The organism is Mucilaginibacter gracilis, from assembly GCF_003633615.1.
Lineage (GTDB): Bacteria > Bacteroidota > Bacteroidia > Sphingobacteriales > Sphingobacteriaceae > Mucilaginibacter > Mucilaginibacter gracilis.
Window position 1 is genome coordinate 4,077,467 of record NZ_RBKU01000001.1, and the last position, 23,975, is coordinate 4,101,441.

At 40.3% G+C, this 23,975-nt stretch carries 24 protein-coding genes; 16 read left to right on the plus strand and 8 right to left on the minus strand.

Annotated elements, in window-relative coordinates; genetic code table 11:
• The first annotated feature begins 28 nt into the window (after window positions 1-28).
• Complete coding sequence (locus tag BDD43_RS18150; protein WP_162847112.1) at window positions 29-1,321, plus strand: RagB/SusD family nutrient uptake outer membrane protein; 1,293 nt, start codon at window positions 29-31, stop codon at window positions 1,319-1,321.
• Between the two features lie 57 nt (window positions 1,322-1,378).
• Here BDD43_RS18150 and BDD43_RS18155 read toward each other — a convergent pair whose 3' ends face one another.
• From BDD43_RS18155 to BDD43_RS18165, 3 genes are all read right to left on the minus strand, one after another.
• Entirely contained in the window at window positions 1,379-1,777 is a 399-nt protein-coding gene (locus BDD43_RS18155) for a hypothetical protein (protein ID WP_121199002.1), read from the minus strand.
• A 78-nt stretch (window positions 1,778-1,855) separates the two neighbouring features.
• Window positions 1,856-2,164 (minus strand): hypothetical protein, encoded by a 309-nt coding sequence (locus tag BDD43_RS18160; RefSeq protein WP_147425681.1) that lies wholly within the window; start codon window positions 2,162-2,164, stop codon window positions 1,856-1,858.
• Window positions 2,165-2,426: 262 nt separating this feature from the next.
• The gene (locus BDD43_RS18165) at window positions 2,427-2,846 is read right to left on the minus strand and encodes a hypothetical protein (RefSeq protein ID WP_121199004.1); all 420 of its coding nucleotides are present in this window, start codon (window positions 2,844-2,846) and stop codon (window positions 2,427-2,429) included.
• A 330-nt stretch (window positions 2,847-3,176) separates the two neighbouring features.
• Between BDD43_RS18165 and BDD43_RS18170 the strand changes: the two genes are divergently transcribed.
• The 4 genes from BDD43_RS18170 to BDD43_RS18175 all read left to right on the plus strand — a co-directional run bounded on the left by BDD43_RS18170 (window position 3,177) and on the right by BDD43_RS18175 (window position 5,537).
• Window positions 3,177-4,076, plus strand: coding sequence for a LytTR family transcriptional regulator DNA-binding domain-containing protein (locus BDD43_RS18170; RefSeq protein ID WP_121199005.1), 900 nt, complete (start codon window positions 3,177-3,179; stop codon window positions 4,074-4,076).
• Window positions 4,057-4,182 (plus strand): hypothetical protein, encoded by a 126-nt coding sequence (locus tag BDD43_RS30850; protein ID WP_262707422.1) that lies wholly within the window; start codon window positions 4,057-4,059, stop codon window positions 4,180-4,182. Before BDD43_RS18170 ends, BDD43_RS30850 begins: the two co-directional genes overlap by 20 nt.
• A gap of 23 nt (window positions 4,183-4,205) precedes the next feature.
• Window positions 4,206-4,481 carry a hypothetical protein gene (locus tag BDD43_RS29755; protein ID WP_147425682.1) on the plus strand — a complete coding sequence of 92 codons (276 nt, stop codon included), beginning with the start codon at window positions 4,206-4,208 and terminating at the stop codon, window positions 4,479-4,481.
• Between the two features lie 534 nt (window positions 4,482-5,015).
• Window positions 5,016-5,537 carry a YceI family protein gene (locus tag BDD43_RS18175; RefSeq protein WP_121199006.1) on the plus strand — a complete coding sequence of 174 codons (522 nt, stop codon included), beginning with the start codon at window positions 5,016-5,018 and terminating at the stop codon, window positions 5,535-5,537.
• A gap of 160 nt (window positions 5,538-5,697) precedes the next feature.
• Here BDD43_RS18175 and BDD43_RS18180 read toward each other — a convergent pair whose 3' ends face one another.
• Together BDD43_RS18180 and BDD43_RS18185 are read right to left on the minus strand one after the other, a co-directional pair.
• Window positions 5,698-6,996 carry a porin family protein gene (locus BDD43_RS18180; RefSeq protein WP_121199007.1) on the minus strand — a complete coding sequence of 433 codons (1,299 nt, stop codon included), beginning with the start codon at window positions 6,994-6,996 and terminating at the stop codon, window positions 5,698-5,700.
• Window positions 6,996-7,631 (minus strand): RNA polymerase sigma factor, encoded by a 636-nt coding sequence (locus tag BDD43_RS18185; protein ID WP_121199008.1) that lies wholly within the window; start codon window positions 7,629-7,631, stop codon window positions 6,996-6,998. Before BDD43_RS18185 ends, BDD43_RS18180 begins: the two co-directional genes overlap by 1 nt.
• Window positions 7,632-7,883: 252 nt before the next feature.
• Between BDD43_RS18185 and BDD43_RS18190 the strand changes: the two genes are divergently transcribed.
• The 9 genes from BDD43_RS18190 (at window position 7,884) to BDD43_RS18230 (ending at window position 18,146) form a co-directional block, all read left to right on the plus strand.
• Window positions 7,884-8,684 (plus strand): glycosyltransferase family 2 protein, encoded by an 801-nt coding sequence (locus tag BDD43_RS18190; RefSeq protein WP_121199009.1) that lies wholly within the window; start codon window positions 7,884-7,886, stop codon window positions 8,682-8,684.
• Between the two features lie 48 nt (window positions 8,685-8,732).
• Window positions 8,733-10,145, plus strand: coding sequence for an oligosaccharide flippase family protein (locus BDD43_RS18195; RefSeq protein ID WP_121199010.1), 1,413 nt, complete (start codon window positions 8,733-8,735; stop codon window positions 10,143-10,145).
• Between the two features lie 107 nt (window positions 10,146-10,252).
• Complete coding sequence (locus tag BDD43_RS18200; protein ID WP_121199011.1) at window positions 10,253-11,914, plus strand: hypothetical protein; 1,662 nt, start codon at window positions 10,253-10,255, stop codon at window positions 11,912-11,914.
• A complete protein-coding gene (locus tag BDD43_RS18205; protein ID WP_121199012.1) occupies window positions 11,901-12,854 on the plus strand; it encodes a glycosyltransferase in 954 nt (317 codons plus the stop codon). The genes BDD43_RS18200 and BDD43_RS18205 overlap by 14 nt, the downstream gene beginning before the upstream one ends.
• Before the next feature lie 2 nt (window positions 12,855-12,856).
• Window positions 12,857-13,573, plus strand: coding sequence for an acyltransferase (locus tag BDD43_RS30610; RefSeq protein WP_121199013.1), 717 nt, complete (start codon window positions 12,857-12,859; stop codon window positions 13,571-13,573).
• Window positions 13,563-14,750 carry a glycosyltransferase family 4 protein gene (locus BDD43_RS18215; RefSeq protein ID WP_121199014.1) on the plus strand — a complete coding sequence of 396 codons (1,188 nt, stop codon included), beginning with the start codon at window positions 13,563-13,565 and terminating at the stop codon, window positions 14,748-14,750. The genes BDD43_RS30610 and BDD43_RS18215 overlap by 11 nt, the downstream gene beginning before the upstream one ends.
• 1 nt (window position 14,751) lies before the next feature.
• Window positions 14,752-15,882 (plus strand): DUF1972 domain-containing protein, encoded by a 1,131-nt coding sequence (locus BDD43_RS18220; protein WP_121199015.1) that lies wholly within the window; start codon window positions 14,752-14,754, stop codon window positions 15,880-15,882.
• Window positions 15,879-17,210 (plus strand): O-antigen ligase family protein, encoded by a 1,332-nt coding sequence (locus BDD43_RS18225; protein WP_121199016.1) that lies wholly within the window; start codon window positions 15,879-15,881, stop codon window positions 17,208-17,210. Before BDD43_RS18220 ends, BDD43_RS18225 begins: the two co-directional genes overlap by 4 nt.
• A gap of 12 nt (window positions 17,211-17,222) precedes the next feature.
• Window positions 17,223-18,146, plus strand: coding sequence for a nucleotidyltransferase domain-containing protein (locus BDD43_RS18230; RefSeq protein ID WP_121199017.1), 924 nt, complete (start codon window positions 17,223-17,225; stop codon window positions 18,144-18,146).
• Here BDD43_RS18230 and BDD43_RS18235 read toward each other — a convergent pair whose 3' ends face one another.
• The 3 genes from BDD43_RS18235 to BDD43_RS18245 are packed head-to-tail and all read right to left on the minus strand — an operon-like array spanning window position 18,147 to window position 21,939.
• A complete protein-coding gene (locus tag BDD43_RS18235) occupies window positions 18,147-18,965 on the minus strand; it encodes a class I SAM-dependent methyltransferase (RefSeq protein ID WP_121199018.1) in 819 nt (272 codons plus the stop codon).
• Window positions 18,962-20,428: a B12-binding domain-containing radical SAM protein gene (locus BDD43_RS18240; protein ID WP_121202028.1), complete on the minus strand. Its 1,467-nt coding sequence runs from the start codon at window positions 20,426-20,428 to the stop codon at window positions 18,962-18,964. The genes BDD43_RS18235 and BDD43_RS18240 overlap by 4 nt, the downstream gene beginning before the upstream one ends.
• 11 nt (window positions 20,429-20,439) lie before the next feature.
• Entirely contained in the window at window positions 20,440-21,939 is a 1,500-nt protein-coding gene (locus BDD43_RS18245; RefSeq protein ID WP_121199019.1) for a B12-binding domain-containing radical SAM protein, read from the minus strand.
• Between the two features lie 133 nt (window positions 21,940-22,072).
• Between BDD43_RS18245 and BDD43_RS18250 the strand changes: the two genes are divergently transcribed.
• Window positions 22,073-22,807, plus strand: coding sequence for a class I SAM-dependent methyltransferase (locus tag BDD43_RS18250; protein WP_121199020.1), 735 nt, complete (start codon window positions 22,073-22,075; stop codon window positions 22,805-22,807).
• Entirely contained in the window at window positions 22,807-23,973 is a 1,167-nt protein-coding gene (locus BDD43_RS18255; RefSeq protein ID WP_121199021.1) for an amidohydrolase family protein, read from the plus strand. The genes BDD43_RS18250 and BDD43_RS18255 overlap by 1 nt, the downstream gene beginning before the upstream one ends.
• The last annotated feature ends 2 nt before the right edge of the window (window positions 23,974-23,975 follow it).

The following is a 23,975-nucleotide window of genomic DNA, read 5'->3' on the forward strand; positions in this document are numbered from 1 at the left end:
CAGTTCATTGTATGGTTGCAAAAAATTCTTGGACGCAAAACCGGACAGTAAACTGGTTGTGCCGTCAACAGTCGGCGACGTGCAGGCATTGTTAGACTACTATCCGAGGGTGAACAACTTTGGCGCATCTGCATGCGAATCAAGTGCTGATAATTATTACCTGACAGATGCCGATTGGTCGGCTTTAACCAATCCGGACAACCAGCGAATGTATATTTGGGGGAAGGATCACCTATTTACGACTTCGCCAAATACATGGGGGCAATTATATGACGTAATTAATATTGCTAATACCAGTCTGTTGAGCCTTAGCAGTATAGAAAGGTCATCCGCCAATGCAGCCGATTGGGACAATGCTAAAGGCCAGGCATTGTATTTGAGATCACAATCCTTTTTGCAAGCCGCAGCGATTTGGTGCTTAGCTTATGATCCGAATACAGCATCGACCGACTTGGGACTGCCATTAAGATTAGACCCGGACTTCAATAAACCTTCTGTTCGGTCATCAGTTGCAGCAACCTATCAGCAAATCATAACAGACCTTAACATAGCTATCCGTCTGCTACCTGTAAAACCACTTCAGGTAATGCGCTCATCAAAACCAGCAGCTTATGCTTTATTAGCCAGAACCTACCTTTTTATGCGGGATTATAATAAAGCAGGTTTACACGCTGATTCTTGTTTGCAATTAAATAGCACACTCATAGATTACAATACCCTTTCAGCAACCGCTACATTTCCATTCAAACAGTTCAATGCCGAGGTGCTCGTAGAAAATTTCGTGCCTGTCCCCCCGAACCTTAGTAAAGTCAGAGCGAAAATTGTAGCCGATCTATACAACTCCTATTCCAGTAATGATCTACGAAAATCGGTCTTTTTCAGTAAGAATAGTGATGGAAGTTTTGGATTTAAAGGCAGTTACGAGGGAAGTAATGGCCTGTTTGGGGGTATAGCAACAGATGAAGTTTACTTAATACGGGCTGAATGTGCAGCAAGGCAGGGAAACGCAACGCAAGCTATGACTGACTTGAACACCCTGTTGAAAACAAGATATTCTAACAAAATTGTTTACACTCCTTTGAGTGCCGCAACAGCGAATGATGCCTTAAATATTATTTTGGTAGAGAGAAGAAAGGAACTGCTATATCGCTGTTTACGATGGATGGACTTGAAGCGTTTAAATAAAGTCGGTGCCAATATTACTTTAACGAGAACGGTAAACGGACAAACCTACACTTTGCCGCCAAATGACCCAAAGTATGCGCTACCCATTCCTGAAGACGTGATTGCATTGTCTGGAATGCCACAGAATCCGCGCTAAATAAAAACGAGTATAGTAAATACACTATACTCGTTTTATTTAAGGTTTATAAATTATTTATAAGTCCTTAAAGCTAACAATATTCACAGGCAAACTATGCGCTTGCTGATACGAAAGATATTGCGCTAATGTTGAATAATTAGCGTTCTCCGTAAACGAGATTTCGCAAGGCACGGTGGTTGCCCCGCCGCAATTGTCAGGTTCCGTGCTTGTATAATTGCTACTGGTATAAATAGCAGAACCGGAGGGGGCGGTATCAGGGGTGTAATACCAAACCTCTGTCGCAAATTTGCGCACAGCTTTTTTGTGGTGGTTTGACTTATTAACTGCGGAATTTCCTTTGGAATCAGCAGTTTTATTACCTTCAGCTTTAACAACAAAGCCGATACCTACAATTGCAAAAAACAATGCTATAAATGAAATGGCGCGTTGCCATTTTTTTTGTGAAGTTGCCATAAGCAGTATTATGCATTTTACAGGAAATGCGTACCTTTAACTTGAAAATTAGGTTAATTAATTTTTAAGGCAAGCCCGTCACGGCTGCCCGAGAGAAAGACCGGTCTGCTTCAGACTGGTCTTTTTCATTTCTATTGATTGGGTATCTCCTTGTTCGGTGCAACCCGTGAATAAGGCAAACTTACGGTCATGGATGTTTTTGTTAGCAATTCTCTTTTGGGCGTAAGCGCGATAAAGAAAAGGCCGGATGTTATGGTAATAACACAGACCTACAGCCATGTACTTCAGGATGAAACGGCTGCATAGCGTTGCTATAGCGGCCAGCATGGTCTTGTAGGCTATTGCCTCTGCCATGTCCCTGATTGTTGCTGCATCTAACGTTTTCATCTGCTTACATTTTTTCACTTTGCTTAACCCGGCCATACGACCTTGATATGGCCTGCCCTGTTTGCTTATTTGCACTTATCGTCGTGCCAACGTTCCTTGTGCCGTTCCGGTAAAAACTTGCCAATACCGCCGGTTTCTGCACTGATGATCGCTTCAATTGAAGGGGGCGATCATCGTAGCTCTATGCACTTCTACGCCCGGAAAGGGCGCTATGAAAAGCCGGTATTCCCCATCCATATTTTTAATATTATCGACCGCCCGCCTATCGTTTTGGCTGGCTTTTATGCTTTGCCTTTTCCAATTTGTCTAATAGCTCCTTCCGCCTTCCTGCGCAATTGATGGGGTTGTCCTTTTGAGCCAGGTAACGTTTTACATCTTGGTTCCCTGCTTTCGCCATCGCTTCCAGTGTCGTATCGCTGTACTGGTCTTCACAAGTACAGGTTACCACTGGAATTGGCCAGCCCGGTGGCATGAAAAGCCTTAATAGCGTTGTTTCTATCAGCATGATCAATAAGAACACGCACAACTTGACCGGGTCAATCTTTCGCAGTAACGGGATACGCATGTAAGCCCCAAGCACCCGACTTAGCCAGCTTTCTTTTTTCATTTCGTTATGCCCGTCATAACGGTTAACCTCTTGCCCTTCATCATCGCCATCCGGTTGAGGATTCTTTATTGCCATTTGGTTAATTGCTTAATACAAAGGTATATTGGTTTTTACTGAAATTTTTCAGGCGGACGGAACCAATTTATGCGAAACGTACAAAAACGGGCTTGAACCGTCATTTTTTTTAAGCCGTTTGTGTTATTTTATGTGAAACGTACAAAAACAGGGGTTGAACCGTCAACTTTTTTGCTGAATCCCCCGGTGTAAGCAATTTCACTTAGGTTGATTTTGTAATTTTAGGTTAACATATACCCGCTGATGAAAACATCATAAGCAGTCTACGCTACACCTAACAGGAATAAATGCCAATGACCGCTTTATCGCCGGGTGTAAAAACTTAAGCCGATGAAAAAACGCGCAGTGGCATGGTTACGTTTACATTTAAGGGAAGGTCCGTATCCCAATAGCCCGCTATTGCTGCTGCTCGCTTTTTTGGCCGGGATCTACGCGTTATGTCCTTTACCATCTGAACCGTTCTTTAAGCTGGTCACTCACCTGTGGTTTCTCTATTCTTTTACCGCGCTCTTTACGATTGCTAATGGACAGATCATTATCATTAACTTGATCTGTAAGCGGCTGGATATAAAGTATGACTGGGAGACACAGTTTTGGTTAAGGCTCGTATGGCAGCTCTTGTTAGGCTTACCGCTTCCCGTTATTGCATCCTTATTGGTCAGCTGGCTATTTTTTCCGTTCGATCAGCATAGCGCACGTTATGCCTATACGGGCTATATGCTTAAAGAGATCCTCAATATGGCCGTTAACTTTAACGGCTTATACCTGTTCTGCAATTTCTATTACCACCATCAGAACAAACCTGTAAAAGAAATAGCCATAACGGAAATAGAACGGCAGCCATCCTATGCAGACTACCTGTACCTGCGGATTTCGGATGAAAAGGAAGAACTCCGGGTACGGGTAAGCGATATTGCTTATATCTATCGCACGGAAACAGGCCCTTTGGTGCTTCGGCGGCACGATGCAAGTTCGGTCATTTTCTGGGAATCACTCAACGCAGTACAAAAGCTACTCGACCCGGAAATCTTTTGCCGGGCCAGCCGCAATTTCATCATCACCCGCGATGCTGTCGATAGAACGAGAAAACATCCCGACCGGGGTATGACCCTGGAACTGATACCCCCATGCGATGAAATCGCCAAAGTCAGCAAGGACGCGAAGAAAGAGGTTGAGGCGTGGATCAAAAACGAGGTACGCTCATTAACAGATGACGAAACCAAAAGCTAATGCCCCGGTTGCGGCCAGCGGCGACACGCCACCCGCGATAAGGCGGGTTACCTGCCACCGCCCGCCTCTCCTCGCGCAGCAAGACGGAGATTCGCTGCGCTCATAACCGACTTGCTTTTCCCCTCGCTGGTGAAAAAAGAAAGAGAACCCAATTACACCGCAGTCGCAAAGATAGCCCATGCCGGGATCACCCGTCAAGGCTATAACGAGCGGACGGGAGTTGTTCGCTTTCAGCGGCCCCGTCCGGCCTTGACAGTTGACCCGGCTACGCGCTTTTGGTGGCTAAGCGATGAAAATGGGTTGGTGTGCGTAATTACTTGCAAGGCGGCCATGTCCGCTCTTACAGCCAGGGGGCGGGTTGGGTTTGGCTGTCGGTTCATTATGCCATCATATTCCGTTTTTTAAGCCTTACAGGGATTTTAAAACGCAAATGAAGGACATGCGGCAATCCTTATAGCGTTTGTATTCTAAGAATCTTAAAAGCCGGTCAAGACCTACTGAATCTTATTTGAAGTTTCAAACCCGAATTGCTAAATTACAAAGCATATAATTTGATAAATATTGTATTAATTCGTATCTTTATGTCATAAGATTTGCAATTAATCTGTAGCAAAAAAGTGGTGCGTAATTCGGTGCGTAAGCCTTTATCCCACTTATAAGACATTGGTTATCAACCCCATTTAGAGGTGTTACAAAACCCTAACTCTCCGCCACCAAAACAAAGAAAAGCTCATTACATAACGTAGTGAGCTTTTTTTATGCCTGAAAATAATTGAGGTGCCTTTTAAACAGCCAATCGATTTTCATGTCGATAGATGTTGTACTCTCAGCCAAAACATATAATTTATAAAATGTGACTGGCAAATGCGTTGTTTTAAAGCAACCTCATGATAAAAAACTGCGTACCTATTAGTAAAAGTTATTGTAAACATTAAAACTATGAAAAAGAACATCCATCAATCTATTGTACTATTGTTTATTGGTTTATTTGTACTGGTTTTGGCCGGTAGCACCTGGAAAGTGAAAGGCGATGAAGCCGTGGTTGAATTTACAGGCGGCAAAATCAGCGGTTCTTTTAAAGGGCTTAAGGCCGATATTGTGTTTGATAAAGAGCATCCCGAACAGGCTAAAATTTCGGCATCTATAGAAGTGCCGACTATTGCTACCGGCTTTTTTTTGAAGAATAGCCACGCTAAAGATGCTTTAGGTGCAGATGAGCATCCCCAAATAAAGTTTTCTTCAACATCGGTTAGCAAAGCCGGTGATGCTTATCTGGCAAAAGGTAATCTTACCATGAAGGGTGCTACCAAACCGGTTACCATCCGCTTTACGTTTGATGATAAAGGTAATCAGGGTGTATTTAAAGGAAGCTTTAAAGTTATTCCTAAAGAGTTTGGTGTAGATAGAGCGGGTACTCCCGATGAGGTTACAGTTAATTTAACTGTACCGGTTACCAAATGATAAGTGCTTTGCCAATAGCAGCAAAAGCTGATGATTATAGGAAGGTGTTAGCTCAATAATATCTTCCTATAATTTTTCCTCATTCAGGAACGTTGATCTCGACAGCGAATACTCCAGCTACCTTCTTAGCTGATAATTTAACTTTCGCAGAGTAACGTTGTTAGTGTTTAGGCGATGAACCCACATTCCAGGTTACCCCAACTGCAACACCGGTAGATTGTAGCTTAACCTGGCTGTAACCAATATTGGTAAGCGGTACTTTAAGATAAGGCTGTACGTTAAGGCTAAATTTAGCATTGATTTGACGCTGATAGGTAACATCAAGGTTTAGCACACCCAAAAAGTATTTGTTTTTGTTCGCTATATTATATTCAACTGGGCCGGCTGTATTGGCGTATTCGTAATTATAATGGTAGTTTTCGCGCAGCATAAAGTACGATGATAAACCAGAGCCTATGCTAAATTTATTTTTGTATTTATTGTAAAACTGGTAATCTACGTTAATAGGTATATCTAAAACTTTACAGTTAGCACTCACACTTTCGGGATTGGTACTAAATCGATAGTTAGTATGATAATTACCAAAATCCGTCATATAGGGTTTATTTGAGTATAAAGCACCTGTACTGATAGTGAATTTTTTACTCACACCAACAGAGAACAGTATACCCACATTGGTGCCAACTTTGCTGTTTTGAAACGAACTGCTAACAGCGTTAATATCCGGCGAAGCCAATACCGTAATAGCTAAATTGGGATGGAAAGAACCCGTTTTTTTAATAGTGGGTTTGTTTTTACCAACCAGCGTATTAACTATTGGTTTAAGCGTAGCCATAGGTAATTTACCATTGGCTAATTCACTATTCATATCGGGCAGATTAATGGATGGCAGGTTTGCCGAGAGTAAGTTGCTGTTACTTACTTGCAAAATATCAATATGGCCTGCATTGTCAGTTTGGTTTGGCTGCTGATAGCTATCAGAATACCTGTTGTTTAAGTGCGCATTATAGGCGAAGTTTTTATTTAACAGTGATCTATTCCGTATTCTGGATGCGCCTGCTTTTTGGCTCGTATTATTGCTGTTGTTGATTTTATTGGAGCTGTTAGCTGTACTGTTATTTGTAAGCAAGGGTTGGCCGGCGCGGGCGGTGGCAGTAACAGTTACAGTGTCTAACTTTCTACCATTACCACTAACAGGTTTGTTTACATGAGTGATTTTATCAGTAACGTGGGTATTATGTTTATTGCCTATGAATAACCAACCTAAAGCTAAAATAAGTAAAGCGGCTACGCTACCCAATATTGGCAGCCAAAAGATAATTCCGCGGCGTTTTTTGTTTTTATCCAGCAGGGCCTCCATGGCATCCCAATCGTCATCACGGAAATTAGTATCCCGGGTAGGGTTTTCAAGTCCCTTCCTGAATAATTCGTCTAATTCCTTTTCTCTCTCTGTTCTCATTACCGGATACTCCTGTTAAAAAATTCTCTGATCTGCGTGGTATTAATTGCCACTACCGAAGAGTAATTGAGGCCTTTATAGTTAGTGGCATTGTTCCCTTGTGCATCGGCATCAAGTATCATCTGCTTTAATTTTTGCCTGGCCTTATGCAGGTTTGATTTGGATGTGCCTGCGTTAATATTTAGCATCACGCCAATTTCGTCGTGCGTGTAACCTTCAACTGCAAATAAATTAAACACGGTACGGTACGCTTGCGGCAGGCGCTGAATCATGTTCAGCAGGTCGTCGTAGTTTAATTTTCTATCTGGCAGTTCTCCATCGGTTAAATGCTCGGCCTTGTCCAGATCTTCGGCGTAAGCCATTTTTAGGTTCGACCTGTAATAGTCAATCGAAGTATTCATCATTATCCTGCCGAGCCATGCTTTAAAGGGTCTTTCGGTATCATATTTGTCAATATTGGTAAATACCTTAAAAAAGCCCTGGTTCATCACATCGGCTGCTTCATCGCGGTTGCCCGCATAACGCAAACATATACCCATAGCAAAGCCATAAAATGCCTTATAGAGCAATTTCTGACCTTTACGGTCGTGCTTTTTACAGTCGATGATCAGTTGATGAAACTCTTGTTCAGTCATGTAGGCTGTGATATCTTTTGCAATATAAAATCAAACCTTTTTAGCATTACGCGGTAAAATACCAAATAGTTGCCTTAATGCTATAAAAAATTAAAAATATTATTAATTAATTGATAATAAGTTGTTTTATTGGGATAATTATTGATGTACCTGGTATTTAACTAAAGTTAAATTAAATATTGTTGTATTTAAGCAACCATTTATGGCTGGCCATCGTGATGGATTATAATTACTCACTAACCCAAAGTTTTTATGATCCCTGTATCGGTGGTTATTATAACATTGAACGAGGCCCACATTGTTGGCCAAACCATTGCAAAGGCGCAATTGATAAGTAATGATATTGTTGTTATTGATAATGGCAGTACAGATGATACCGTGCAGATTGCACGCCGAAACGGCTGCCGTGTTTACCAAAAAGCATGGGACGGCTACGGTGCCAATAAAAACAAAGGAATTGAACTGGCCGAATACGATTGGATATTGAGTTTAGATGCAGATGAGATACCTGATGACAAGTTGATAGCAAGCCTGCATCAACTTGTACTATGCGATTGTAATCAGGTATATGATATCAAATTCAGATCGTACATTGGAAAAAAACAGGTGCGATTTGGGAAATGGGGCAGAGATCACCACGTAAGGTTGTTTAACCGTACGCAGGTAAAATGGATGGCCGCCCAGGTACACGAAACTTTACTGATACCAAAAGGAGTAAAACGCGAGCGCATTAAAGGGAATATTCACCATTATTCGGTTAAAGATGTTGCCGAACTGCAAACTAAATCCGAAACCTATGCTGCCCTCAATGCCGTAAAATACTATGGGGAAGGCAAGGAAGCAAGTATGCTTAAACTTTACGTTTCGCCGGTGTTTAACTTTATAAAAAATTACTTATTTTGCTTAGGCTTTTTGGATGGGAAGGCCGGTTGGCAAATAGCTAGAACTACCTTTAAGCATACCCATTTAAAATACTTATTACTGCAAAAAATGAACAACAGCAAGGTAGCGAAAAAGGTATACATCCAAAAAAAGTTTGCTATAGAGTATTAACTTGATGAAACAGCCCCCTCTCGCTATCAGCAAAATGCGGTTTAATAAATGAAAGGTAAACTGCTGCAAAACCTTTCGGCTAACTCTGTTCAGCTTATTGTTAATCAATTGTTCGGGGTAGTTATTTTTTTCGTACTCTCTGCCCATTTGGATAAGCAAAACTTCGGGCAGCTCAACTTAGTGTTGGCCATGTTGTTGGCCATATTTAATGTGCTTTCTTTCGGTATCGACCAGGTTATTGTTCGTAAAATAGCCGCTGGCGACGATGCGGAATCGTTATTATCAAGCTACCTTTTTCATGTGATTATAACGGGTGCGTTATTTTATGCTATTCTGTTCCTGCTCCATTATTTTGATCCGCAATTATTAGGTGGCAATGCGTTGTTATTATTAATAGGGGCAGGAAAGCTGATGATCTTTTTTTCTATGCCATTCAAGCAGTTATCGGCAGGTTTTGAGCAATTTAAACTGTTATCGGTAATGTCGGTAATTTCTAATATCATCCGCGGAGGCGCATTGCTAATTTTGGGATGGCTGCACCAGGTTAACATCAATAGTGTGATCATCGTATTTATAGCAGGCGATTTTGCCGAACTGATTTTGAGTATTGTTCTTTTCCAGTGCCACTCGCTTATAAGTATTAAAATTAAACCCGATGTTAAAGCCTATAGGGTGTTGCTTAAACAATCTTTTCCGCAGGTTGGCGTAGTAATATTTACCTCCGCATTGGCGCGTTTCGATTGGATATTTATCGGCCTCATGGTATCTGCGGCAAAACTTGCCGATTATAGCTTTGCCTATAAAATATTTGAGATGAGTACTTTGCCATTATTGGCCCTGGCTCCGTTACTTGTGCCACGCCTTACACGGCTGTTAAAAAGCGGCCAGCTATCTATTAGCAAAATGCAACTGCTGTTGCGGATGGAAATGGTGGTATCTATTTTGATAGCGCTTGTTTTGTACCTGGTATGGTCGCCATTGGTTGATTGGTTAACTGCGGGGAGATATGGTGCGGTAAATTCAGTAACTATCCTTATCCTGGCTATGTGCATGCCTTTTTTGTACATCAATAATTACTTATGGAGCATTAGTTTTGCGCAGGGCAGGTTAAAAATGATCTTCGGGATTATCATGATAACCTTTGTTGTAAATTTAGTTGGAGACGTTTTACTCATCCCATTATATAAAAGCGACGGCGCGGCACTTGCTTATCTGTTAGCCATGCTGGTTCAATTGATGATGTATCTGGTTAAAACTGATTTGAAAGAACTACGTAGAAGTTGGCGGCCCTTATTTATTTGTTTGTTATGCGCTATAACAAGTGGCATAATGGCACGCTATCTTTTCCAAAATGTTTGGCTTATTCTTTTATCTGCCATTATGATGTATTTGATAATGCTGTTGCCATTAAAGCAAATCCGCCTTGGCGATTGGCAAATCATCAAACACGCTTTAAGCTAATTTATCATCATCTGCCGTGCTTGCACAGGCAACCAATCTATTTTTCGGCACGTAACTATGATGTTGAACGGTATCAATAACAATACCGTTAGCCAGCTTAGATTGTTATGGGTATTCAAACAAAAATTAAGGATCTGAAACAATATACCACTTTGGTAGATTGGAAGCTACTTGCTTTTTTGGTGCTTTTTTTGGATGTTAAGATAGCGATTAAAATAATGGCCCTCATGTTGATTTATTTGCTTCAGTTTGATTTTAAACTGGGTTTTAGCTTTAAAAATTCGAGACTACCGCTGTTTTATCTCATTGCCATTGCAATTTCTATTATAAATTGGATAATTTATAAGGGCTATGCCAGCATTAATTACAATGTTGTTTTTTTAACCGGGATAGGCTTTTGGCTACTTTGTGTATTGGCTATTCATCAGGTTAAATTATCGGTAGAGCGTAATGAGCCTGCTGTTGTTCATCGTACTATTTTGCTGTTTTTTATACTCAATGCAGTTGTTTCGGGTTTAACGTTGCTTAATATAATCTGTGAGATACATACCATTAACCCATACCGGTACCAGGGTAACTATCAAAAATACTTTATCGGTACCGGCGATTATATTAAGGGCATTACTTTCGATGTATCTACCACCAATGCGGTGCTTAACGCTTTTGGCGTAATTTATTTTTTAAGCCGCAAAAATGTAGTAATGGTGTTGGCTTGTATGGCTGTATTACTGCTAACCGGAAGTAATACCATTAACTTGATGCTGGTGGGTATACTAACACTTTTGTTTATTGTAAAAAGCACCCTCGATCAAAAAAGTGTGATTGTAATTTGCCTGATGTTACTGGCAGTTTTTATGTTTAAAATATCACCACAAAACGATGATTATATTTTTAAAACCTATTACCGCTTACACTTCCATAAAAAATATGACGACCGCTTATTTGTTGTCCACACCATCCCGGTCACACAAAAACCCGATAGTGTATTATCTCCCGATGAGCGGAAACAAAAAATAGCGAAACTATACCTGGATAGTATAAAAAAACCGGTTTTTAATTTAGATGTTAAAAAGCAATTTATAAATAGTTCAACCACTGCCGCAGAGGTAACTAAGCCCGATATTCCTGTTCCAAGCATTCATACCGCGCCGTTTCAGCATGTTGATGCTTTAAGCCCTGAGAAACAAAGGCTGCTTGATTTTGTAAAAGCCCACCAATATAGTTTGCCAACTGCTAGCTTGCAAAGTATTAAACCATCGGCAACGCCGGGTAAAGTTGTAGCTTTAGGGCAAACATTAAGCTTTTTACAACATTATCCCCAAAAGGCATTAACCGGAAATGGTATAGGTAACTTTTCCTCAAAGTTGGCTTTTAAAGTTACCGGTTTAGGAAATTCGGGTGGCTTTCCGGCTAAATATGATTATATCAATCCGCTTTTTTTAACAAACCATTTAGATGTTTACCTCAATTTTTTTAGTCGGGCCGATGGTTTCCATTCGTTGATCAATAGTCCCAATTCGGTGTACGACCAGTTGCTTAGTGAATACGGACTGATTGGTTTACTAGCCTTTGCCATTTATTATTTAGGTTACTTTTTAAAGCATTATAAAAGTATGAGTTACGGCGTTGCGCTGATGTTATTAATGTGCGGTGTATTTTTTATTGATTACTGGTTTGAGCAGCTCTCGGTGATCGTTTTTTTTGAATTGTTAATGCTGGTTGATATTAAACAACCGGCACCTAAAACTTTAAGTTATGCCAAGCAATAACCCGGCTATAACCGTTTTAATGCCGGCTTATAATGCCGGTAAATATATTGCAGAGGCCATTGCATCGGTACTGCAGCAAAGCTTTGTGAATTTTGAATTGTTGATTGTTAACGACGGCTGTACCGACGATACAGCTGAGGTGGTGCGCTCGTTTTCGGATGATCGGATAGTAGTTATTAAACAACCCAATGGCGGCGTAGCCGCGGCATTAAATACCGGCCTAAAACATGCGAAAGCAAACTATGTAGCACGTTTTGATGCAGATGACATTTGCCATCCCAAACGGTTAGAAACCCAATACCAGTTTATGCTGGCCAATCCCGAGTATCATATCATCGGTTCGGCTGCCAATTATGTAGATAAAAATGGTGTTTATGTATTTAACTATCAACCTCCCGGCCATAGTAACGAGCAATTACAGCAATTGGCTTACGCAAATTGCCCCTTTATTCATTCTACCGTATTTTATAAAAAGGATGTAGTTATTAGCGCCGGCGGTTATAACGTAAACGCACTGGGTTTTGAAGATCATTTGTTATGGCGAAACATTGGCACTAAAGGCAAGCTATTTAACTTTTCGCAATCTTTAATTAAAGTACGGCTCAACCCAGAATCTGTAACTATAGATGAAAGTTGGTGTACCCCAAGATTTAGAGAACTGAAGTATCACATCTTGGAAAAAGGTTACATCACACCAGTTGAAGGGAACGAGCTACAACAAATTAGCAAATCTCAATATAAACCTCAAATAAAACAGGGTGCCTATTACGTGCTGCTTGCTAAGAAGTTTTTGTGGAACAATCACCAACCCGCCAAGGCACGTGAAAATTTGAAAGCGGTAATACAGGTTAACCGCTTCGGCGGCACGAGTTATGCGCTGTTTCTGCTCTCTTTTTTACCGAAGGGGCTACTATTGAGACTTTACAATATTATTAAATAGCCATGCTGAAACGATATCTGAATAAAATGATTAGCACCTGGAAGGGTTTTGATTATCAAATAGATAAGCGTGTTCCTATGTACTACATTATTTTATTGGTATTGAATAGGTGTATGATGTTAGTTAATGGTTACCTAAGCGGTATTAGCAATAAAGGGTTGTTCTTTCTATCGCGAAAAGCCAAAGTTAAGGCGCGGTTTAAATTAAAGGTTGGCCGTTCGGTTAGTATAGCCGATGGATGTTTGATAGATGCGCTTTCGGAAAAAGGAATCCGGTTAGGTAACAATGTAGCTATGGGAATTAATACCCGGATAGAAGGTACCGGTAACTTACAGGTATTGGGTAAAGGCATGCGCGTAGGCAACAATGTAGGTTTAGGCTACGATAGTTTTTATGGTTGCTCTGGCGGAATAACGATTGGCGATGATACCATCATTGGTAATTATGTGAGCTTCCACTCCGAGAACCATGTGTTTAATAGTTTGGAAAAGCCTATACGCTTACAAGGAGTGAGCCATAGAGGCATAACAATAGGGAAAAACTGCTGGATAGGAGCCAAGGTAACTGTACTGGATGGCGTGGTGATGGAAGATGGTTGTATTATAGCCGCCGGTGCAGTTTTAAAAGCAGGCGTATATGGGGCCAACAATATTTATGGCGGTGTACCCGCAAAATTGATCCGTTACCGGGAAGAAATGGAGGTGTATAGTGGGCAATAAACGCATCAGCTTATTTGTAGACGCCCATTCATTTGATACCGGATTTCAGGGCACGCAAACTTTTATCCGTGAATTATATACGCAAATATTACTTACCTATCCCGATCTGGATATTTATTTTGGAGCTTACGATGTAAAAGCGGTTAAAAAAGCATTTCCTTCTGTTGAATCGGATCATATTTTATCTTATAAAAATTGGAAGCTGGCAATTTTAAGGTTTGCTGTTGATATTCCGCAGTATATTAAAAAGTATAAGTTTGATTATGCGCATTTCCAGTACCTGTTGCCGGTGCAAATACGCGGATGCAAGTACATTGTAACTACACACGATGTTTTGTTTAACGATTTTCCTGAATATTTTTCTTTAGCTTATCGCTTAAGCAGAAACTTTTTGTTTGGCCGCAGTATTAAAAATGCAGCTATTAAAACTACAGTATCTAACTATTCAAAATTACGTATTGCCCGCTATTATGGCATCCCGGAAACGGATATTAAAGTAATTCCAAATGGAGTTAGCACCCGGGTGCCTGCAAACGAAACAGCAAGGCAGTTTGTAAAGGCCAAATACAATGTTTCAAACTATGTACTTTATGTAAGCCGGGTAGAACCGCGCAAAAACCATACGTTGGTTTTAAAAGCCTACCTAAAACTGCAGTTATATAAACAAAATATCCCGCTGGTATTTATTGGTAAAAATTCAATTGCTGATAAAAATTTAGAAGCTATAATAAAGGGATTGACTTTAGCCCAAAGCTCAATGTTTCACTGGTTTCCACAGGTTGATGATGTTGATGTGAAAGCTTTTTATGCAGGTTGCAAGCTATTTGTGTATCCATCTAAAGCCGAAGGCTTTGGTATTCCGCCACTGGAAGCGGCAGTATGTGGTGTGCCGGTACTATGTTCATCGGCCACAGCCATGAGCGACTTTGATTTTTTTAAACCACATGTGTTTAACCCAGATGATGAACATGATTTTGAAACCAAGCTGCTGGCCATGATAGCCAACCCACCAACTAAAAGTTTTCTTGATAATATTACAAAAGTAATAGCTGTAAAATATCAATGGCAACCCGGCGCAAAATTATTTCACGATTTGCTAACAGCGCTCCCGGAGCGCCATGAAGTACACAAACCAGTAACCAAACTATACCATTTAACCAATCAAATAGTTCATTAATATGAAACTCAGGATCGCAATATTAGGCACTCGCGGAATACCCAACTACTATGGTGGCTTTGAACATATATCAGAATATGTGTCGGCAGGCCTGGTTAAACGCGGGCATTCGGTAACGGTATATAATTCGCATAATCACCCATACCAGCAAGCAACCTGGAATGGGGTTGATATTGTGCATTGCTACGATCCGGAATACGTAATAGGCACCGCGGGCCAATTTGTGTATGATTTTAACTGTATTATGGATGCACGCCGCAAAAAGTTTGATGTGGTATTGCTTATGGGGTATACCAGCAGTTCGGTTTGGGGAATGTTGTATCCCGAAAAAAGTGTGATCATCACTAATATGGATGGGATGGAGTGGAAGCGATCAAAGTACTCCAAAAAGGTACAGCAGTTTTTAAAATATGCCGAAAAGCTGGCGGTAAAATATAGCGATTACTATATTTCGGATTCGGTAGCCATTAAATCATACCTGGGCGAAAAGTACGCGATAGATAGTGAGTACATACCTTATGGTGCCGATTTGTTAGCCGAAGAGGAGCGAGAAGAGAACCAGTTAAACGCCAACGTAAATCCAGATTACTTTTTGCTGATGGCACGCATGGAACCTGAAAATAATATTGAGACTATATTGGATGGTTTTAACAGCAGTAACTCCAGCAAAAACTTTAAAGTAATTGGCGATACTGGTAACCGCTTCGGTAAGTTTATCACCAACAAATTTAATAACGACGATCGCATCCAGTTCCAGGGAGCAATTTTTGATAACGTAAAGGTTAGGGCCATGCAAAATAATTCGCACCTCTATTTTCACGGGCATAGCGTAGGCGGTACTAATCCGTCGTTATTGGAGGCTATGGCCAGTGAAGCATTAATTGCTGCGCATAAAAACCCGTTTAACCAGGCGGTTTTAACCACAGATGCCTTTTATTTTTCGAACGCGCAAGAAGTGAAATATTTGGTTGAAACCGTACAGCGGCAACAGGTTGAAACGGATATGGTTAAAAATAACCTGTATAAAATTCAGAACCAATTTAACTGGGAGCGCATTATTGATCAGTATGAGGAATATATTTTGGATTGTCACCATCATTCCAAATTCGAAACCATTGTGAGCCATCCATGAAAAATATATTTGTTATCGAAGATAGCCTCAGCAATAAAATAAGTTATTACCACTTATTGCTATTGCTGTGCAGTTTACCTTTTGATATGTTTTACAGTCACATTATCCTCATTAGCTTTGCAATACATACATTATTACATATAAAAAAAGCAAACTTGCTAAAGTTGTTTACTAAAAAGGTATTGATACTGCAATCCGTTTTTTTCGTATCGCTCATATTTACTATTCACAGCCCCGATAAAAGCGAGGCTTATAACGAATTAGGCAGGCGCACATTAATATTATTAATACCTGTGCTGATGGTGCTAACCAGTTTTGATATATACAGGTACAGGCAACAGTTATTACTGGGCTTTAGTTTATGCTGTACACTAATCGTAGCTTACCTGTATTTTGATGCTTTGCATGTTATTCGTTTTTACCATTATCCTACCAAAATGCTTTTCGGTAAAGCATTTACCAATCATAATTTTTCAGATCCGATTGAAATGCATGCTACCTTTTTTTCGTTGCAGGTAGGGTTGGCATTGGTTTATCTCATCACATTAGTATTAAAAATTAAGCCATTATCCGGTAAGCTTTTCTATATGTTTTGCTGTGTTATTCTTTCGGCAGGTATATTACAGTTAAGTTCAAAATCTGCGGTTGCAGCTATTGTAATTGCTGTATGTTTGGTTGTTCCCTATTTTGTTTTGAGTGGTAAAAAACGTTATTGGTTCATCGGGTTTTCTGTTTCGATAATTTTGTTGCTAGGTTTTGTGGTATCTCAATCAGCAGCTTTTAAAGATAGATTTATCTATGGGCTGAAAGAAGATATGTCGCAGGCATCTTTAAACGAACCTTTTGATCCACGACTGGCACGATGGGAAACCGCTTTGCAATTGATCCGCCAGTCGCCGGTTATTGGTCATGGTTCCGGTTCGGAAATTAGAATGCTTAAGGAAGCTTATTTTTCAAAAAAGCTTTACAATTCGTATCTCAATGGATTAAACGCGCACAACGAATACCTGAGTTTTTTATTAAAATCGGGTATTATTGGGTTATTGACTTACCTGGCTACGCTGGCTTACGGATTCAAGACAGCGATTAATAAGCGCGACGTAATATTTTGTACTTTTTTGCTGCTGATTGCGATTGTATCCTTATCAGAAAATGTTTTAGATGTAGATAAAGGCACTATATTTTACGGTTTGTTCTTCTCCTTTTTTATGTGTTCGCAACAAAAAAATATTTCGGTTGATCGGGATAAATATTTACCCGGCAGGCAACCAAAAGCCGATTCCAACCGTGTTATATATGAAGATTCAGCAATAGTATCTGTGAGTTAAATTTTGAGAAAAGTGTCAGTCATTAACAAAAATATCATCGCAACACTCGCTTATTTCGATGTGTTTAATTACCCGCTAACCCGGGGCGAGATGTTTTTGTTTATGACTGTTAAATGCGACCAGGAAACGTTTAACAGCGCTTTATCTTATTTGTTGATTAATGATAGCGTTTATTGCTTTGATACTTTTTTTACGCTGAAAAATGATCCGCAAATTGCGATTAGAAGACGGACAGGCAATCAAAAAGCTACCGAGCTAATTAAAGTGGCGCACAAAGTGGGCAGGCTGCTCATTAAGTTTCCATACGTTAGAGGGATAGCTATATCAGGCTCACTGTCGAAGAATTTTGCTGATGATAACTCGGATATTGATCTGTTTATCATCACCGCCGCAAATCGTCTCTGGATAGCTCGTACATTGCTGCATATGCTTAAAAAACTTAGCTTTTTGGTTAATAAAGAGCAGTTGTTTTGCATGAACTATTTTATTGATGAGGAGGCGCTGCAAATAGCCGAAAAAAATATTTACACAGCAACGGAGGTGGTAACATTAATACCGATAGAAGGTGATTTGATACTGGATCAATTTTATTCGGCAAATGCCTGGACGCGGTTTTATTTACCCAATAACTGCATGCGTATATCATCGGCAAGGCCCTTAAAAAGGTATTTGTTTAAAATTATTATTGAAGCGTTGTTTAACAATTCTGCAGGCAATACCTTAGATAATGTACTTAAAAAAATTACAGCATACCGCTGGAACAAAAAAACCGAGCAAGGTAAGGTAAACAGTAAAGGGATAATTATGGGTATGAAAGCTGATAAGCATTTTGCCAAGCCCGATCCCGCCAACTTTCAACAAAGGCTAATTGAGCGTTATGAAAATCGCTTAAATGAGCTTTTGCAGGGTATAGAAAGCAGCATGGCGCAGGTTTAGTTAGCGCTTTTGTAAAGTGATGATGTAATAATCGCCAATTAATTTAAATGGCCATTTACCCTTCAATTTATCTTCTAGTCGCTTTAAAAAATCATAACTTTTAGGATGCTTTTCGGCAAAATTTTCGATGTATGATGGCGGTACCAATGTGCATAAACCTTCTACATTCAGTACATTAAAATTATATTGTAATGTACTGATTACGAAAGCTGGATTGTAGTACCAGCATTTAAAATAGGTGCCTTCAATATGCGCTGTGGTACCTTTACTATTAAACCTACGTAAAGCAGTTCTAAATTTTCCTTTAAATATGAGCAGCGTTTCCCACAAACAAAATTTGGGCAGCAAAACAAGTGTAACAAAACCACCTGTTTTAAGTAGCGGGGAAAGCGATAACAAAACGCCATCCAACTTATCAGTACAGTTTAGTCCTGCAAAGTTCGAGAATATCAGGTCATACGGGCCCTGGTTTTGTAATGCGCTAAGGTTAGTGTATGAGCAAAGCTCGGTACTTATCTGTTGGTCAAGACCGTATAGAGCCGCTTTTTTACGTAATTGTGTCTGCATACCAGTGGAGATATCCGTAGCATGTACGCGATGGCCTTTTTCGGCGAAAAAGGTAGCGTCTTCACCGGTGCCGCTGTTTAACTCCAGTATATTGCTGTTGGGTTTTAAATAATTTAATACACGTGCCCTAACGCGTTCACGCTTGTAGGTAACAATGGTGTTGCCGGCATATATCTCATCAAAAACGCGCGATTGCCTGCTAAAGGCCTCGGCTGTGGCCTGCTCGTTAAGATTGCTGGTAATAGCTGTCATGATATTGCCCTTTCGGTATAACGCAACTTTAGCTTCTCCATAAAAGTAACCGGTGTATAATATAAAATGGATAGTGCTTTTTTAATGGTATTAGCGCTGGTGTTTAAAGGTTGGGTAAACAATTTGGCAATACTATCTTTGGCCAAATGCTTGTGGTAATTTTGGTGTACATAACGGTGCAACTGCTTGTAAAATGCCGGCGGATAAGTATTGTTGAACATTAAAGCCATTTCGTCGCTATCCGTCCAGTTGGTTTTATGCTGCATGGCGGCTTTTACTTTTTGGTAAAAAACTGTGCCTGGCAGCGGATATGATACCGATATACCGATTTCAAAAGGAAGCAAATCATTAATCATTTTTATTGTTTTATCAATATCGGTCTTGGTTTCGCCCAGGTAACCAAACTGAATAAAGAAGGATGGTTTAATGTGATGCTTTTTTAAAAGTTGAGTTGCACGGTATATCTGCTCAATGGTTGTGCCTTTATCCATAGCATCAAGTATTGCCTGTGATCCGCTTTCGGCGCCAATCCACGCATTTTCGCATCCTGATGCTGCCAGTGCGCTAATCTGGTCATCCTGTAAAAGCAGATCGGCACGGGTTTGAATTTTGTATTTAAAGTTTAAGTTAGCCTTTTTTACTAATTGTGCAAATTCAATTAGCCAACCGGGTTTTAAGCCAAATATATCATCGCAGAACCAAATATGGTCCATATTGAATTGTTTTTTCAGCATCACTAACTCAGCAACCACATTTTGCGGACTGCGCGAATTATACCTGCTGCCGTAAATAGGCTTAGCGCACCAGTTGCATTTAAACGGACAACCACGGGTAGTGGTGATGTTTAACGAAAAATAACCTTTGCTTTTTAACCACATTTCCCGGTATGCTTCAATATTAATCAAGTCCCAGGCGGGTAGCGGCAGTTGATCAAGGTCTTTCAGTACAGCCCGGCCCGGAGTTTTTTTTACTAGTCCGTTTTGTAAGAAAGCTAAACCTGTTATCGCTTCGTAGTTATCGTTTCTGTTTTTGATGCTATCAATTAATTCTGATAAAGTAGCTTCGGCTTCACCTATCAAAATAAAATCGGCACCATGCTGCAGGTATTCCTCGTAACGATCAGTAGAATCTGAATTGGAAACGATTACCGTACAGCCATTAGCCTTTGCTAATTTACACATCTCAAAAGCTGCCTCGCGCATATTAGTGAGGCACATTTTGGTAAGGTAGTTAAACCCATCGTCATAGATAACAAAAAAACGGGGAGCATGCTTTTGCAATGGCTGCAAAATTTCGGTGGCCTTTTTTGAAAACATGGTGTCGAATACTTCCACATCAAAGCCCTTATCCCGCATAACGGCTGCTGCATATAATGTTCCTAATGGCGGATAGGGCTGGCCCTGCGCCCATTGTTTGGGGTCAAAACGTAAAAAGTACGAATGGGTGAAAAGAATGTTATTCATATCCATTAATCTTAAAATCCCTGGATCTCGGGTTGGCGGTATTTCCAAACCTTTTGTAATAGCTTAATCTCGTATGGGTAATCAAACAAGTTGGCTTTGTATCTCAATCCGGCCATTAATTTAATGGCCTTTCTTTTAAGTAAGCTTAAGCGGATATCCGTAACCGTTGGGTATAAGCCATTCAATACGGTCTCAAAATTTCTAATCTTGTCTATCATATCAGCTGTTAACCACGGTGTAAGCGGGTTTTTTCGCAAATCAAAGCTTTCCCATGCCGGGCTTATCCAGTCTTCCAGTTTTTCTGGGAAGGCAAACCCGCTTTTAATTACTTCCTCAAACATTTCCGATCCCTCGGTAGGCACCGGGCTGTAAGTATAGATAACAATTTCGGTATTTGGGTTGGCATGCTTTACCTGTTTAATAAAATTGATGTCGAAATCAATCTGTTCCTGTACCTCGGCCTGTGTTGGGGCAGGCGTGCCAAGTACAAACGAATATTCGGGAATGATATCAAACTTTTTCATGCGCTCGGCAAAACGGATAATCTGCTCTCCGGTTTGCGTACCGCCTTTATCCATTTGCGCCAGTACTTTATCGTTACCACTTTCGGCGCCGAAGAAAATAATCTTGCAGCCTGCTTCACGGATGGCAGCAAGCGAGGCATCTTTAAATTTATCCATGGTATCAATACGCGCCATTCCCCACCAGGTCATGTTATCATTTTTTACCATGCCTGAGAAATCAACTACGCGTTTTTCTGATACAAAAAAGTTATTGTCGTGAAATTCGATAGCATCGGCACCCCATTTTTCTTTGATGTATTTTACATCGTTATATACCGTAATGGCCGATTTGGCTTTCCAGCGAGCCTCATAAATAGGCACCACAGCGCAGAAAGAACAGGTAAACGGGCAGCCGATGCTGGAATGATACGCAAAGGTTCTGTCGCCCAAAAAGGTTTTGCCCAGGTACTTTTCCATCGGGTAAAACCGGTTGAGCTGATGATAGGGGAGCGGTGGTAGCGAATCCTGATCTATCAGATCTTCTTTAGCCGTTTTTACTATTTTTCCGTTTGTTTTATAAATCAGGTTCTTTAAAAATTCATAGGGCTCAAATCTTTCTAAGGCATCAAGTAACTTGGGGAAGCAATTATCGCCGGGGCCATTCACAATAAAGTCTACATAGCCAGAATCTAAAACAACTTTGGAATGGTTTGAAGGGAAGTATCCGCCCCAAATCATAGTGGTGTTTTTAAACTGCTCTTTAACCGCCTTGGCTATCGGGATGGCCTGCCTTAGTTGCGGGCCGGGCATTACGGTAAAACCCAGGTATTTGAATTGGCCGGTAGCCAAATAATCCAGAATGGTTTGCTGCGGATTGGTTTCTCGGTTACCGTCTACAATTACCCATTCGTACCGGTTCTCTATCGAGGCGGCAATATTTAGAATAGAGTTTGGGATACGAAAAGTATTGTTGGCGCTTCGTGGATTAAATAATAAAACCTTGTTCATGCGGATTAGATATTCAATAATCGTGTTTAACAAATACGCTTGCACCTTAGCATCCGTTGCCTGTGTTGTAAATAATTAGTGATTGGCAACCCTGATTCAAAACCAAGCGTATTGTTTGTAAAGAACACAAGCCGTGATACAAACCATCAAAAATTTAATCAAATACCAGTCGGTTAGCATACCGGATAAAGCAGCCGATGAAGCGTACAACCTTTGGGCCGAGAATTATGATGACCAGCCTGATAACCTCATGTTTTATTTGGATCAGCTTGTTTTTAACGAGTTTATGCCCGATATTGAATTACGCGGAAAAGTAATTGCTGATATGGGTTGTGGCACCGGCAGGCACTGGCCTTTTTTATTTCAAAATAAGCCGGCAAAATTAACGGGTTATGATATATCTGAAGGAATGCTGAAACGTTTAAAACTCAAGTTTCCGGATGCTAATACGGTTAAAATAACCGATAGTATTTTAAGCAATGTGGAAGATGCTACGCACAATTTTGTACTCTCCACATTAACGGTGGCCCACATCCAAAACATTGAAGAAGCATTGCAGGAATGGGCGCGTATTTTAAAACCCGGCGGTGATATGATCATCACTGATTTTCATCCCAAAGCATTGGCGGCAGGTGGTAAGCGTACCTTTGAATACCATAACGAACATATCCCGATTGTGAATTATGTACATGATACCGAATTAATTAAAAGAATTTTGCTGGATAATGGCCTTATACTGGTTAACGAGGTAGAAAAAGTAATTGATAACACTGTAATGCATTATTATATTAAGCAAAATGCCATTCACGTATATCAAAAATTTAGGGGGATGCCGATGATTTACGGCTTGCATTTTAAAAAATTGTAATGGTTTTAAACGGGGTAAAATTGGCTGGTTTTGAAGGTGCATTTAACATCCGGATAACGGGCGGGTTAATAGCTTCGGTTACCAAAGAAACTATTGAAACAGAAGCTGATACTATTAGGCTGAACCTCAAAAATACCCGGGCCTTTCCGGGATTAACCAATTCGCACGATCATCTGGAGTTTAATTTGTTTCCGCAGTTAGGCGATAAGATTTATGCCAATTACGTGGAATGGGGCAAATATATTCATCGGCATTATAAAAAAGAGATCGATGAAGTTTTGAATATTCCTATTGGTTTACGTGCCAGATGGGGTGTTTATAAAAACCTGCTTTGCGGTGTAACCACAGTTGTAAATCATGGGCCTGATTTTAATATCCCGGATGCGCCAATTACGGTTTTTAACCACTGTGAAACGCTCCACTCGGTTAAACTACAACAAAACTGGAGGCTCCGGTTAAATAATCCATTAAAAATAAGCACACCTGCAGTAATGCACATTGGCGAAGGCACGGATGCCCAAGCTGTATGGGAAATTAATGAATTGATACGCTGGAATATTTTTAATCGTGATTTGGTAGGTGTACATGGCGTTGCCATGCAACCGCAACAGGCCCGCAGTTTTAAAGCTTTAATATGGTGCCCCGAAACCAATTATTTTTTACTCAATAAAACGGCGCAAATTGATAAGCTTAAAAATAATACCACCATCTTATTTGGTTCGGATTCTGCCTTAACTGCCGGTTGGGATATTTGGAAACACATTCGATTGGCGCGAAAAACTGATTTACTTACCGATAGTGAGTTGTACCAGTCGTTAACATCAGCGGCAGCAAAGATATGGAAGCTAAACACCGGAATTATTGAACCGGGTAAGGATGCGGATGTTATCATCGTAAAGGAAAAAATAAATGGTTCGACTAACTTTTTTGATACCACGCCCGAAGATATTTTATTGGTGATTCACCAGGGAAACATCCGGTTATTTGACGAAGAATTGTTGCATCAGTTAAATGATAGTTTTGATTTAACGGGTTTTAGCAAAATTTATACTAATAGTACCTGTAAATATTTAAAAGGTGATTTACCCGCTTTGATCAACCAAATTCATCAGTATTATCCAAATGCCGTTTTTCCGGTGCAAATTAACCAGCATCAAACAACTTAAGC